We start from the raw sequence: 13,272 nt of genomic DNA, 5'->3' as shown, positions 1-13,272 counted from the left end.
TCGCGCGGCCGTGGACGCGGTGGTTCACAGGGCGTGGGCTCAGAGGGCGTTGGTGGCGCGCAGCAACTGCCAGACCGCGCCGGGGCGGGGCCTGCCGCGGAAGGCGATGTACTCCGGCAGGACCACGTGCGGGGCCCACTTCTGCTTGTACTCCAGCTGTGAGGCCGCCGGGTAGATCACGTCGCCGTGCTCGGCCAGGAGACGGGCGAGACGGGTGAACATGCGGCTGGCACCGGGCAGTTCGTGCTGCTGGTCGAGCCCGGTGAACGGGGTGAAGCCGAAGTGCAGCCAGCCCGCTCCTTCGGCGGTGAGCCGTTCCACGACGGTGGCGTTGAGCGCCTCCATCACGCCGGGTGGAGCGTCGGGGCGGCGGCGGCTGAGATCGTGCAGCCAGCCGGAGCGGCTGCCGTAGACCGGCGAGTAGTTGATGTAGCCGGCCGTCTCGCCGTCGATCCGGCCGACGAACAGCCGGCGGTGCCGCTGCAGGCTCCCGTCGCGCTGGCCGACCAGGAAGCGCAGCTCCTTGACGTGCCGGCCCTTGTCCCGCAGCCAGCACTGGTCGATCCGGTCCAGTTCGGCGCAGTCGTCGCCGGCCATGACCTCGGCGACCTCCAGGCCCGCCCGCCGGGCGCGCGAGATCTTGTTCCGCAGCCGGACGAACCGTGAGCCGCGCAGCGTGAAGCGGCTCAGGTCGACCGCGTACGACGCCCCGAGCTGGTTGACCGTGAAGCCGTGCGCCGCGTACAGCTCGGCGTCCGCCCGCTGCAGCTGCACGGCGACCAGACGGCGGCCGGCGTGGGCGGCGAACGCGTCCAGCAGGCGTGCGCGGTGTTCCGGCGCGGTGAACGGGCCGCCGAATTGCAGTACGTAGCGGCCCGAGGTGCGATAGGCGCAGGTGCCGTCGTACCCGCCGTCGTGGAAGTACGCGTTCCCGCTGTTGAGGGCGAGAAAGGAACTGGGGTTGTCGCTGTGCGCGGCGAGTGTGTCAAGCACGGAGGACATCGGCGCCCTCCGCGGAAGTCCGTACGGCGGCGCTTTCACCGGAATCCGCCGCCGAGTGGTACCGCTGCTCGAACCTGCGGAACTCCGGGATGGTTTCCGGCTCGAAGGCGACGCCGAAGGGTTTGAGGGAGTTCCCGAAGAGGGCCCGGTCGCCCATGAGGTGGATCGGGAGGGCCAGCAGGGCCCATTCCGGCCGGACGAACAGCGCCCACGCCCCGGCCAGGACACCCGCTGTGACCAGGCTGTGCATGGTGTTGTAGGCCACGTAGCAGGCCCGCGGAACGTGTCCGTCCGGGCTGCGCCGGAAGGCGATCGCGCCGGGCAGGTATCCGACGACGTCGATCACCGCGAACAGCAGCACGAAGACGGTCCAGCGGATTTCCGTGAGGTGCTGGAATGCGAGCACGACCGATACGGTGAGAAAGCCCAGCCATTCGAGTCGGGTGAGAGCGAAGGTGGTCTTCGTCTCGAAACGGTTCTTGGCGTCCACGGGCGCTCCTGGATTGCGCGTACGATTCCGGGGCGCGACCTCGGCCTGCCCCCTCGCTGTGGTCTGTCACTCCGGTTTACGCACCAGTGGGTCCAACCCCTCGTAAAGTGGAGACGATTGAGAAGACGTGGTGCGGACGTGATGTTCGGGGGGACTTCTTTCATGACGCCGTCGACCGGTCCGGGCGGCCTTCCCGGCGGCCCTCCTGAGGGCCCTCCTGGCTCGGCCGCCGGCAGCGCGGCCTGGGAGTTGCTGCTGCCCGCAGCCTCGGCACCGGCACGCGCGCGTGGCCGCGCCTTGCAGGAGGCCTTGCGCGACGCGGTCCGCTCGGGCCGGCTCCCGCCGGGCACCCGCCTGCCGTCCAGTCGGAACCTGGCGGCCGACCTCAAGGTGTCGCGGGGGCTGGTGACGGAGGCGTACGAGCAGCTGACGGCCGAGGGCTATCTGCGCAGCGGGCGGGGCGCGGGGACGTGGGTGGGGGACGCCGTACGGGCCGCCCGTCCGCGCGCGCGTGATCTCGCCCCGCGCTCCCCCGCCGATCGCGTCGACTTCGTGCCGGGGACCCCGGATCTGTCGCTCTTCCCGCGCTCGGCGTGGGCCGCCGCGCAGCGGGGCGTGCTGACGGAGCTGCCGCACGAGAGCCTCGGCTACCCCGACCCTCGCGGGCTGCCCCGGCTGCGGACCGCGCTGGCCGAGCTGCTCGCGCGGCGCCGGGGCGTGGTGGCCGACCCGGAACGGATCGTGGTGGTCTCCGGCGTGGCACAGGCCACCTCGCTGCTGGCGAGCGTGCTCCACGCGCGCGGGACGCGCACCGCCGGTGTCGAGGACCCCGGCAGCCCCCAGCACCATGCCCTGTACGCCGCGGCGGGCCTCGACACGGTGGCTCTCCCCCTGGACGACGAGGGCCTCGCCGCCGGCCCGCTGGACGCGACGGACGTCCGGCTCGTGGTGACGACGCCGGCCCACCAGTTCCCCACCGGGATCGCATACTCGGCGCGGCGGCGCGCCGAACTGCTCGACTGGGCACGGTCCGTGGACGGCCTCGTCCTGGAGGACGACTACGACGGAGACTTCCGCTACGACCGTGCCCCCGTGGGCGCGCTCCAGGGGCTCGATCCGGAACGCGTCGCCTATACGGGCTCGGTGAGCAAGTCCCTCGCCCCGGGGCTGCGGCTGGGCTGGCTGCTGGTGCCCGACTGGCTGGCGGACGACGTCGTCGAACGCAAGCGGACCACCGACCTCGGGCACCCGGCCCTCGACCAGGCGCTCTTCGCCCGCTTCGTCGAGCGCGGCGACTACGACCGCCAGCTCCGCGTCTGTCAGCGCGCCTACCGTGAGCGCCGTGACGCCCTGGTCGCGGCGCTGGCGGAGTACTTCCCCGGCGCACGCGTCACCGGCATCGCCGCCGGGCTGCACGCCATCGCCACGCTTCCCGGGCGGCACGGTCCCGAGGAGAGCTTCCTCGCGCGCGTGAGGGAAGCGGGCGTCGTGGTGCGCTCGCTGGCGGCCTACGGGCACGGCGGGGCGGCCGGAGCACGGGCGCACGAGGTGCGGCTGGTCCTGGGGTACGCCCATCTGTCGCCGGGACGGATCCGGGCGGGGGTGGCGAGGATGGCGCAGGCCGTGTGACGTGGCGCGTCTGCCTCGCGCGGGTGCACGGCCGGAGGGCCGCGGGTCACTCGCTCGTCCGGTCCGCGTCGGGGTCCGGGTCCGGGTCGGAGTCCGGGTCCGGGTCGGAGTCCGGGTCCGGTTGTTCACCCGGATTTTCCGTGGGCGCCGCGCCGTGCCAGTAGGTCTGGCTCTGCACCATGGCCCGAACGCACCCCGGCAACGGGCCGGATCCCGTCCCTGGAGGCGCCTCCATGTCACCACGTCCGTTGCCCGGCCGCCGCAGCGTGCTGCGCGGTTCGCTCGCCGCGTCGGCGGCCCTGACCCTGCCCACCGCCCTCGGGGCGGCGCCGGCCTTCGCCCGTTCGGGACGGCCGGGGGCGGGCTGGGGCGTGCAGACGGGAGACGTGACCTCCCACTCCGGTCTGGTGTGGGTGCGGTCCGACCGGCCGGCCCGCATGATCGTCGAGACGTCCGCGACCGAGTCGTTCCGCCGCCCGCACCGCTGGCACGGCCCGCTGCTCGGAGGCGACACCGACTTCACCGGCACCACCCGGCTGCACGGTCTGCCGCCGGGTGAGCAGATCCACTACCGGGTGCTCCTCGCCGACCCGGACGATCCGCGCCGCACCGGCGAGCCGGTCACCGGCACCTTCCGCACCGTGCCGGTCCGCCGGCGCGACGGCGTGCGGTTCGTGTGGTCCGGCGACCTCGCGGGCCAGGGCTGGGGCATCAACCCCGACCTCGGCGGCTACCGCATCTACGACGCCATGGGCGCCCTGGACCCCGACTTCTTCCTGTGCAGCGGGGACAACATCTACGCCGACGGTCCCATCCCGGAGACGGCCGCCCTGCCCGGCGGCGGCACCTGGCGGAACGTCACGACCGAGGAGAAGTCCAAGGTCGCCGAGACGCTCGCCGAGTTCCGGGGCAACTTCCGCTACAACCTGCTCGACGAGAACCTGCGGCGCTTCAACGCCAAGGTTCCGTCGATCGTCCAGTGGGACGACCACGAGGTCCGCAACAACTGGTACCCGGGCCAGGTGATCGCGGACACGGACGACCGGTACACCGAGAAGAGCGTCGACGTCCTGGCCACCCGTGCCCGGCGCGCGTTCGGCGAGTACTTCCCGGTCTCCACCCTGCGCCCCGGCGCGCGTGAGGGGCGGGTGCACCGGGTACTGCGCCAGGGGCCGCTGCTCGACGTGTTCGTGCTGGACATGCGGACGTACCGCAACGCCAACTCCCCCGGCGGCCAGACCGTGGACCCGCAGGGCATCCTGGGGCGCGAGCAGTTGGAGTGGCTCAAGCGGGAGCTGGCCCGGTCGCGGGCGGTGTGGAAGGTGATCGCGGCGGACATGCCCATCGGGCTGGTCGTGCCGGACACGACGGAGGGCGCTCCCAACATCGAGGCGGTCGCACAGGGCGACCCCCGCGCACCGCTGGGGCGCGAGCTGCAGATCGCCGAGCTGCTGCGCTTCGTCAAGCACCGCCGGATCACCGGCACGGTGTGGCTGACGGCCGACGTGCACCACACCTCGGCCCAGCACTACCAGCCCTCCCGGGCCGCGTTCGACGACTTCGAGCCGTTCTGGGAGTTCGTGTCCGGGCCGCTCAACGCGGGCGCGTTCCCGGCCAGTGCGCTGGACGGCACGTTCGGTCCCGAACGGGTCTTCGTGAAGGCGCCGACCGCGTCGAACGTCTCGCCCGCGGGCGGATTCCAGTTCTTCGGCGAGGTCGACATCGACGGCGACAGCGCCGAGATGACGGTGCGGCTGCGCGAGCAGGACGGCACGGTGCTGTTCACGAAGGTGCTGCGGCCGGGCCGGGTCGGCCAGTAGTCCCGTAGCCTGTCGGTGGGCCGCGCACCGGCGTCATCCCCCGGTGCGCGGCCCCGCCTCCTCGCGCGAGGCGCGCTGCAACTTACCGGCTCTGGCGGCTGCTTCCGCAGGTCGGAGCGATTGTCGGTGGGCGCCTCTACGGTTCTTCCATGACGCGATCTTTGCAGGCCGTGGCCTATCGGCGACCCTCCGTATGGAGTCCGCGGCGGGCGGACAGCGCCTGGGACTGGAGACCTCCCAGGGGCGACGCCCGCCGGTGCCGTGGACCATCCGCGGTTCTCCGCACGGTTCCTGACATGCCGCCAGAAGGCGTCGGCGGGCCTGCTCGCGGTGGCCGACGTGGCCGCCGCACGGTACTACCAGCCGCAGCTGCGCGCCTCGCTCGTGCGGGAGGTGGCGTACCGGCTGCGCACCGATCCCCTGCCCTTCCTGCCGGCCACCCCCACCTGGGGCACGGGTCTGCTCGAACCGGGCGAACTCGTGGACCGTCCGGACGCCTGCCGGCGCGCGGGCGTCCGGGTCGCCGCGGTCGATTTCGGCCAAGCGCTGCTTCGGGTGTGCCGGGGCGACCGGACGGCGGCGGTGGCGGCGGCCGAACGCGCGGCGGCGCTCGGGACCGAGGAAGGTGAGCGGCTCGCACGCCTGCTGACCGGCGAGGGGGACCGCCCCTGTCACGACCCGGCGGACGGCGGGCGTCCGCATCCTGGTGGACGTGGGTGAGGTGCCCGAACTGGGGCGGCGGAGTTTCCCGCCGCCCTCCGGCTGTTGGGCCGCCCGGCGAGCCCCTCCGTGGACCGGTGGTACTGCAGCCACTGGAGCGACGCGATACGGCAGCACTGGCTCGCCCTGCTGCCCGAGCGGCCGGAGCTGGTGGCCGCCCGGCTGCTGCGGGACGTGTCCCAGGTGGCCGTGGACGACCGGCGGGGCGCCGCCGCGGCGGTGCTGCCCCGCCTCGCCGACGCGGACGGCGAGGCGGGCGAACCGCGCACCTGTGCGTGGAGTACGGGCTGGGTACGCGGTACGCCGAGGACCGGCTCGCCGCCGTGGACGCGCTGCTGATGCTCGCGGCGCGCGGTCGGCTGGACCAGGACCGGCTGGGCGCGGACCTCGGGCAGTTGGTGCGGCGCGGTGCGGTGAAGCCGGTGCGGCTCGCCGACGCGGTGCGCACCGCCGCGGCGACGGGCGCGCAGGCAACGGTGTGGGCGGTTCTGCGGCAGGTACTGCCCGTGCTGCTCGCCGACCTCGCCACCGGCGGCGCGACGACGCCCTCGGCCCGTGGGCTCGGTGAGCTGCTGACCGTGGCGGCCGAGTGTGCGGAACGCACGGGCGCACAGGGGGAACTGCCCCACTTGTCGGGGGTGGCGGACCGGAGTGGCACGTCACGGCTGGGGACGCAGGCGCGGCGACTGCGGGAGGCGCTGGCCACGGTGCCCGCGGCGGCCTGATCCCCACCTGCCCGAAAGGGTGGAAAACGTCCCAGAAGCCTTCTTTACCCAGCGGTCACAGCGCGTTCGCGATCACGCAACACCGTTCCCTCACAGTGGGTGCATGAGTCGAGACATGTCTGATGTGACGGATGCCGTGGCACACCTCACCGGGCACGGCACCGCGGTGCCCGCCATGGTGCTGGCCTCGCTGGCGGCCCTGATGCTCACGGCGGGCCTGCGTACCCGGTGGTCACGACGCCACGGGCACGCGCCGCCCGCGGACGATACCGGCGCCCGGCCACCGTCCGACGAGCGGCCGGCCGGGCCCGGGACGACCGAACGTGAGGGCGGCGGGAGCGCGTTGTGGCGGATGCGGACGACGGTGCGGGACGAGCCGGGATCGCTGGCCGAGCTGTGCGCGGCCCTCGCCGAGCGGCGGATCGACATCCTGAGCCTGCAGACGCACCCGCTGGCCGAGGGCACGGTGGACGAGTTCCTGCTCCGTGCTCCGGGTGAGCTGAGCGGGGCCGAACTGGTCGACGTGGTGGCGGCGGCGGGCGGTGCGCGAACCTGGACGGAGCGTGCGGACGCCCACGACCTGGTGGACGCGCCGACCCGGGTACTGGGCCTGGCCACCCGCACGGCCCTGGACGCGGCCGAGCTGCCGCTGGCGCTCAGGCAGTTGCTGGGCAGGTGCACCATCCGGTCCCTGCCCGCCACCGCCGGGACGCGAGCCGCCGAGGCCGTACCGCCGGAGGGCACGCTGGAGGACACCGTGCTGCGCCTGCGCGCCCCGGAGGGCGGGGTGATCAGCGTGGAGCGCCCCCATCTTCCCTTCACCCCGGCCGAGTTCGCCCGAGCGCGGGCCCTGGTCGAGCTGGACGCCCGGCTCGGTCCGCGGATCCCGCGCGGCCGGGACGTGCTGACGCTTGCCGAGGGGAGCGACATCACGGTCCGCCGGGCCGACACGCGTGACGTCCCGGCCGCCAAGGCGATGCACGAGCGCTGCTCGGCACGGACCCTCGGGCTGCGGTATCACGGCCCGGTCGGGGACGCCGACCGGTATCTCGGCCACCTGCTGAGCCCGCGCTTCGGTCGCACCCTCGCCGTGCAGACCGCCTCGGGACGGATCGTCGGGCTCGGTCACCTGCTGTGGGACGGGGACGAGACGGAGGTGGCGCTGCTTGTCGAGGACGCGTGGCAGCGCCGCGGCATCGGTGGCGAACTCCTGGGCCGGCTCGTCGCGATGGCGGCGGAGACGGGCTGCGAGAGCGTGTACGCGGTGACGCAGGCGTCCAACACCGGCATGGTCGCCGCGATGCGCGGCCTGGGCCTCCCCCTCGACTACCAGATCGAGGAGGGGACCCTGGTCGTCACCGCCCGCCTGGCCCCGGTCGCCCGCTCCGCGGCACACCTGCCGCAGGGCGACCCGGTCGGTCGGGAGTGAGTGCCGGATGGCGCGGTCACTCGGCCCCTGACAGCGCCTCCCGCAGCGCAATCGCGTCGGCCGACCGCTCTCCCAGCGCCCGGTCCAGGTCGGCCCACAGGTCGTCGACGTCCTCGAGGCCGACCGACATCCGCAGCAGCCGGTCGCCGACCCCGGCGTCCCGGCGGTCGTCCGCGTCCACGATGCGGTGGCTGATGGACGCCGGGTGCTGGATGAGCGTGTCCACGCTGCCGAGGCTCACGGCCGGAGTGATCAGGCGAACGCCGCCGATGACCGCGTGCGGGTCGCCGTGGACCTCGAAGGAGACCATCGCGCCGCCGATGCGCGGATAGTGGACGCGGGCCACCCGCGGATCGGCGGCCAGCCGTCCGGCCAGCTCGGCGGCGCCCGCGGAGGCGGCGCGCACCCGGACCGGCAGGGTGGACAGTCCCCGTAGCAGCAGGTAGCCGGCCAGCGGGTGCAGCACTCCGCCGGTGGCGAAGCGGACCTGCCGCAGCCGCCCCGCGAACTCCCCGTCGCAGGCGACCACTCCGGCCAGCACGTCCCCGTGCCCGCCGAGGTACTTGGTGGCGCTGTGCAGCACCAGCCGGGCGCCGTGCTCGGCGGGACGCTGGAGCACGGGTGTGGCGAAGGTGTTGTCCACGAGCAGCGGCACCGATCCGCAGGCGTGGGCGACGGCCCGCAGATCGACCTCGGCCAGTGTCGGGTTGGCCGGCGACTCGACGAGCACCAGACCCGTGTCCGGGCGCAGTGCGTCCGCGACGCCCGCCGGGTCGGTCCAGGTGACCTCGGTTCCGAGCAGCCCGGCGGTCAGCAGGTGGTCGCTGCAGCCGTACAGGGGCCGTACGGCGACGACGTGCCGCAGCCCCATCGAACCGCGTACCAGCAGGACCGCGCTCAGCGCGGCCATGCCGCTGGCGAAGGCGACGGCGGCCTCGGTCCCCTCCAGCCGGGCCAGCGCCGTCTCGAAGCGGGCGACGGTCGGGTTGCCCAGGCGGCCGTAGACCGGCGGTCCGTCCGGCTCGGCGCCGGTCGTGGCGAACGCGTCTATGCGGGCGGCCTCGCCGCGGCTGTCGTACGACGGGTAGGTCGTGGACAGGTCGATGGGCGGGGCGTGCAGTCCCTGGCCGGCGAGGTCGTCGCGGCCGGCGTGCACGGCCTCGGTGGCCAGTGCCCGCCCGGTGGGTGCGGTGATGCGTACGTCGTCGGGTGGTGACGTGTGCGTGCGCGCTGAGTCCATGGCCGAAGAGTGAACACCGACCGGACCGGCGGGGCACGGCACCGTGCTACGTTCGGGATATGGGCGAATCTGTCGTACTGGATCCGGTCGATCTCCATCTGCTGCGGCTGCTGCAGAACGACGCCCGGACCACCTACCGCGATCTCGCCGCCCAGGTCGGTGTCGCCCCGTCGACGTGTCTGGACCGGGTGGCCCGGCTGCGGCGGGCCGGGGTGATCCTCGGCCATCGGCTCGAACTGGACCCGGCGAAGCTGGGGCGCGGCCTCCAGGCACTGCTGCTGGTGCAGGTGCGCCCGCACCGGCGGGAGCTGGTCGGCCCGTTCGTGGACCGGATCCGAGCCCTGCCCGAGTCACGCACCGTCTTCCACCTCACCGGCCCGGACGACTACCTCGTGCATGTCGCGGTCGCGGACATGACGGATCTGCAACGGCTGGTCCTGGACGAGTTCACGTCCCAGCGGGAGGTGGCCCGGGTCGAGACCCGGTTGATCTTCCAGCAGTGGGAGTGCGGCCCCCTCCTGCCGTCGGCCCCGTCGGCTCCCGGGGCCACGCCCTGAGCGAAATCCGGCCGCCGGGGGCCTCGGGGCCGCCCCGCAGGGCTGACGCGGCACCGGTATCCGTATGAGGATGTCCGCATGTCAGAGACGAACAGCCCGCTGCCCCGCGAGGTCGCCGACGCCTACGTCGACGAGCTCATCGCCCTCGACCCGGTCACCGGTACTTATCTCGGTGTCGCGGAGAGTTCCAGCCGTCTGCCCGACTTCTCGCCCGCCGGGCAGGAGGCCCTCGCGGAACTGGCCCGCACCACCCTGGCCCGGCTGGACGAGGCGGAGCGCCGGCCGGGCGGCGACAGCGACGTGGAGCGGCGCTGCGCGCGGCTGCTGCGCGAGCGTCTGACGGCCGAACTCGCGGTGCACGAGGCCGACGAGGGCCTGCGCTCAGTCGGAAACATGGGTACCGCCGCCCACTCCGTGCGTGAGGTCTTCACCCTCACCCCGACCGGGACCGACGAGGACTGGGCCCGCATCGCGGAGCGGCTGCGCGCGGTGCCGGCGGCGTTCGCGGGCTACCGCGAGTCCCTGTCGCTGGGCCTGGAGCGCGAGTTGTACGCGGCGCCGCGTCCGACCGCCACGTTCGTCGAGCAGCTCGGCGAGTGGGCGGACACGGGTGAGGGGCGTGGCTGGTTCGAGGACTTCGCCGCCGACGGCCCCGAGGCGCTGCGCACGGAGCTGGACGAGGCCGCGCGGGCCGCGACCGCGGCCGTGGTCGAGCTGCGGGACTGGATGCGCGACGTGTACGCCCCGGCGATCGAGGGCGCCCCGAACACGGTGGGCCGCGAGCGCTACGCCCGCTGGTCGCGCTACTACAACGGCACGGACCTCGACCTGGACGAGGCGTACGCGTACGGCTGGGCCGAGTACCACCGCCTGCTGGCCGAGATGAAGGCGGAGGCCGAGAAGATCCTGCCGGGCGCCGAGACTCCGTGGGTGGCGCTGGCGCACCTGGACGAGCACGGCAGGCACATCGAGGGCGTCGACGAGGTCCGGGACTGGCTGCAGGGGCTGATGGACCAGGCCATCGAGCAGTTGGACGGCACCCACTTCGAACTCGCCGAGCGGGTGCGCAGGGTGGAGTCGCGCATCGCCCCGCCCGGCAGCGCGGCGGCGCCGTACTACACGTCCCCGTCGGAGGACTTCTCCCGCCCCGGCCGAACGTGGCTGCCGACGATGGGCCAGACCCGCTTCCCCGTGTACGACCTGGTCTCGACCTGGTACCACGAGGGCGTCCCGGGCCACCACCTCCAGCTGGCGCAGTGGACGCACGTCGCGGACGACCTCTCCCGCTACCAGGCGTCGGTCGGCATGGTCAGCGCCAACGCCGAGGGCTGGGCGCTGTACGCGGAGCGGCTGATGGACGAGCTGGGCTACCTCACGGACGCCGAGCAGCGCCTCGGTTACCTGGACGCGCAGATGATGCGGGCCGCCCGCGTCATCGTGGACATCGGCATGCACCTGGAGCTGGAGATCCCGGCTGACTCGCCGTTCCACCCGGGTGAGCGCTGGACGCCGAAGCTGGCGCAGGAGTTCTTCGGCGCGCACAGCAGCCGCCCGGCGGACTTCGTGGAGAGCGAGCTGACCCGGTACCTGACGATTCCGGGCCAGGCGATCGGCTACAAGCTCGGGGAGAGGGCGTGGCTCCTCGGCCGGGAGAAGGCGCACGAGCGGCACGGTGACTCCTTCGACCTGAAGGCGTGGCACATGGCGGCCCTCTCCCAGGGTTCGCTGGGCCTGGACGACCTGGTGGACGAACTGTCGCGGCTGTGACGCCCGTTCGGGTCGGCGCTCAGCGCCGGAAGCCGCCCTCCGAGTCGACGACCTGACCGGTGACCCACTCCGCCTCGTCCGTGGCCAGCCACGCGATGAGGCGGGCGGGGTCGTCCGGCATGCCCCACCGGCCGGCGGGGAAGAGCGCGGCGATCGCGTCGTAGTCCTCGCCGGTGAGGTAATCGGTGTCCACCGGGCCGGGGTTGACCGCGTTCACGGTGACGGCATGCTCGGCGAGGGCGGTGGACAGGGAGCGCGTGACCGACGCCAGCGCGCCCTTCTGCAGCGCGTAGGCGATCTCGCCGGGCATGCCGCCCGCGATGTCCTGGCCGGAGGTCATCATCACGACGCGTCCGCCGGGGGTGCGCGGCGGCAGGGCGGCGCGGCGGCGGGCGTAGGCCTGGATCAGCAGCAGCACCGAGCGGGTGTCGACCTGCCAGTGCGCGTCGAGCATGGCGGCGTCGATGGTGTCGAGGGTGCCGTCGGAGCCGCTGAGCGCGTGGTTGGCGACGAGGATGTCCAGCCGTCCGCCGAGTGCTTCGGCGGCGGCGTCGACGAGTTCGCCGGGGGCCTCGGGCCGGGTGAGGTCGCCGGGACCCGCGTGCACGACGGCGCCGGGGTCGCCGAGCGCCGCGCGTACGGAGGCGGCCACGTCCTCGGGGCGGTCGGCGCCCCAGGGCATGGCGGCGTCGTGCGGGACGTGGTGGTGGAGGTAGACGCTCGCTCCGTACGCGGCGAGCCGCCGGGCCACGGCGTGGCCGATGCCGCCGCGCCGGCTGGCTCCGGTGACGAGGGCGGTGCGGCCGCGCAGCGGCAGCGGGTCGCGGCGCAGGTCTTCGGGGGTGGGCTGAGGAAGTCGTGGCATGGGCACCCATGGTGGACGGCCCGCGACCGCCCCGCACGTCAATATCGTTCCCGGCCGCCGACCGACGAGCCCACGCGAGTGGTCCGCACCTCACCGTCGCCCCAGGCCGCAGGCCGACGAACCCCCCAGACGACCCGCCTCCCCAGTCGGCACCGACGAACCCCACAGACGCCCGCACACAACGTCGTCCCCGCCCCCGGCAACCAGCCGACGAGCCGCCGCCGACCCGCGCGTCGACATCGCCCCCGACGGCAGCCGACGAACCCACGCGACTGGCCCGCACCTCACCGTCGCCCCAGGCCGCAGGCCGACCAACCCCCCAGACGACCCGCCTCCCCAGTCGGCACCGACGAACCCCACAGACGCCCGCACACAACGTCGCCCCCGCCCCCGGCAACCAGCCGACGAGCCGCCGCCGACCCGCGCCTCGACTTCGCCCCCGACGGCAGCCGACGAGCCCACGCGAGTGGCCCGCACCTCACGGTCGCCCCGCCTACCGGTCGGCGAGCCGCCGCAGGTGTACGAGGCTCAGCCAGGTCTCCGGCCCGGGGCGCGCCTCCGCCGCGCGCACCGCGTACCGGCCGGACTCCAGCGCGACCCGGGCCCGGCCGGCGCGGTCCGATGCGGCGCCGGGCCAGGCGGCGTCGAACAGGAGCACGGGCCCGGGCACCCGCCAGGACACCTCGGGCTCCCACTCGGCCGCGGCGAGGGCGGCGGGGACACCGGCCAGCACCTCGTCCTCGGAGTCGGCGGCACACCAGCGCACGAAGGTGCCGTGGTCGGGCAGGTACGCGGTGGCGGCGGGTTCGTCGCCGAGCACCAGGGCGGTGGAGTCGCCGACGGGAAGCAGCCCGACGTAGCCGTCGACCTCGCAGGCCCGGTCGTAGTCGGAGTCCGTCTCCTCGCCGTCGGCGCCGGTCCAGAACGGCAGGACCGTCTCCGGGACCGCGATCAGCGGCCCTCCGCCCGACTCGACCCACTCCACCCGGCCCGGCTCCGCGTATCGCACCATGCGGCAGAACCTACAC

At 73.9% G+C, this 13,272-nt stretch carries 11 protein-coding genes and 1 pseudogene; 6 read left to right on the top strand and 6 right to left on the bottom strand.

The genetic code is table 11. The features are described from left to right. Window positions 1–39 precede the first annotated feature (39 nt). On the bottom strand, window positions 40–1,002 hold the full coding sequence (locus AB0P07_RS04120; protein WP_365544790.1) for a DUF2156 domain-containing protein: 963 nt from the start codon (window positions 1,000–1,002) through the stop codon (window positions 40–42). After that, entirely contained in the window at window positions 986–1,492 is a 507-nt protein-coding gene (locus tag AB0P07_RS04115; protein ID WP_365544787.1) for a hypothetical protein, read from the bottom strand. Before AB0P07_RS04115 ends, AB0P07_RS04120 begins: the two co-directional genes overlap by 17 nt. A 162-nt stretch (window positions 1,493–1,654) precedes the next feature. Here AB0P07_RS04115 and AB0P07_RS04110 point away from each other — a divergent pair, with 162 nt between their 5' ends. After that, window positions 1,655–3,121 carry a PLP-dependent aminotransferase family protein gene (locus AB0P07_RS04110; protein WP_365544784.1) on the top strand — a complete coding sequence of 489 codons (1,467 nt, stop codon included), beginning with the start codon at window positions 1,655–1,657 and terminating at the stop codon, window positions 3,119–3,121. 46 nt (window positions 3,122–3,167) lie between these two features. Here AB0P07_RS04110 and AB0P07_RS04105 read toward each other — a convergent pair whose 3' ends face one another. Continuing rightward, window positions 3,168–3,302, bottom strand: coding sequence for a hypothetical protein (locus tag AB0P07_RS04105; protein ID WP_365544781.1), 135 nt, complete (start codon window positions 3,300–3,302; stop codon window positions 3,168–3,170). Between the two features lie 52 nt (window positions 3,303–3,354). Here AB0P07_RS04105 and AB0P07_RS04100 point away from each other — a divergent pair, with 52 nt between their 5' ends. From AB0P07_RS04100 to AB0P07_RS04090, 3 genes and pseudogenes are all read left to right on the top strand, one after another. Next, the gene (locus AB0P07_RS04100; protein ID WP_365544778.1) at window positions 3,355–4,941 is read left to right on the top strand and encodes an alkaline phosphatase D family protein; all 1,587 of its coding nucleotides are present in this window, start codon (window positions 3,355–3,357) and stop codon (window positions 4,939–4,941) included. A gap of 390 nt (window positions 4,942–5,331) precedes the next feature. Continuing rightward, window positions 5,332–6,386 (top strand): annotated as a pseudogene (locus tag AB0P07_RS04095) (DUF6493 family protein); the annotation flags it as partial. Window positions 6,387–6,501: 115 nt separating this feature from the next. Beyond that, a complete protein-coding gene (locus tag AB0P07_RS04090) occupies window positions 6,502–7,815 on the top strand; it encodes a GNAT family N-acetyltransferase (RefSeq protein ID WP_365544776.1) in 1,314 nt (437 codons plus the stop codon). A 16-nt stretch (window positions 7,816–7,831) separates the two neighbouring features. On the opposite strand, the gene AB0P07_RS04085 is transcribed toward AB0P07_RS04090, so the two are convergent. Next, window positions 7,832–9,055: a PLP-dependent transferase gene (locus tag AB0P07_RS04085; protein ID WP_365544774.1), complete on the bottom strand. Its 1,224-nt coding sequence runs from the start codon at window positions 9,053–9,055 to the stop codon at window positions 7,832–7,834. A 59-nt stretch (window positions 9,056–9,114) separates the two neighbouring features. On the opposite strand from AB0P07_RS04085, the gene AB0P07_RS04080 reads away from it, so the two are divergent. Both AB0P07_RS04080 and AB0P07_RS04075 read left to right on the top strand, forming a co-directional pair. Further along, window positions 9,115–9,612, top strand: a complete 498-nt coding sequence (locus AB0P07_RS04080) for an Lrp/AsnC family transcriptional regulator (RefSeq protein WP_102931155.1) — start codon at window positions 9,115–9,117, stop codon at window positions 9,610–9,612. A gap of 78 nt (window positions 9,613–9,690) precedes the next feature. Further along, window positions 9,691–11,379, top strand: coding sequence for a DUF885 domain-containing protein (locus AB0P07_RS04075; protein ID WP_365544771.1), 1,689 nt, complete (start codon window positions 9,691–9,693; stop codon window positions 11,377–11,379). 19 nt (window positions 11,380–11,398) lie between these two features. Here AB0P07_RS04075 and AB0P07_RS04070 read toward each other — a convergent pair whose 3' ends face one another. Together AB0P07_RS04070 and AB0P07_RS04065 are read right to left on the bottom strand one after the other, a co-directional pair. Next, on the bottom strand, window positions 11,399–12,244 hold the full coding sequence (locus tag AB0P07_RS04070) for an SDR family oxidoreductase (protein WP_365544768.1): 846 nt from the start codon (window positions 12,242–12,244) through the stop codon (window positions 11,399–11,401). A 493-nt stretch (window positions 12,245–12,737) separates the two neighbouring features. Then, the gene (locus tag AB0P07_RS04065) at window positions 12,738–13,256 is read right to left on the bottom strand and encodes an immunity 21 family protein (RefSeq protein ID WP_365544765.1); all 519 of its coding nucleotides are present in this window, start codon (window positions 13,254–13,256) and stop codon (window positions 12,738–12,740) included. Between the last annotated feature and the right edge of the window lie 16 nt (window positions 13,257–13,272).

Origin of the sequence: Streptomyces sp. NPDC085944 (genome assembly GCF_040686295.1) — a bacterium.
Lineage (GTDB): Bacteria > Actinomycetota > Actinomycetes > Streptomycetales > Streptomycetaceae > Streptomyces > Streptomyces salinarius.
Note: the sequence above shows the minus strand (reverse complement) of the source record. Positions and strands in the feature narration are given on the sequence as shown.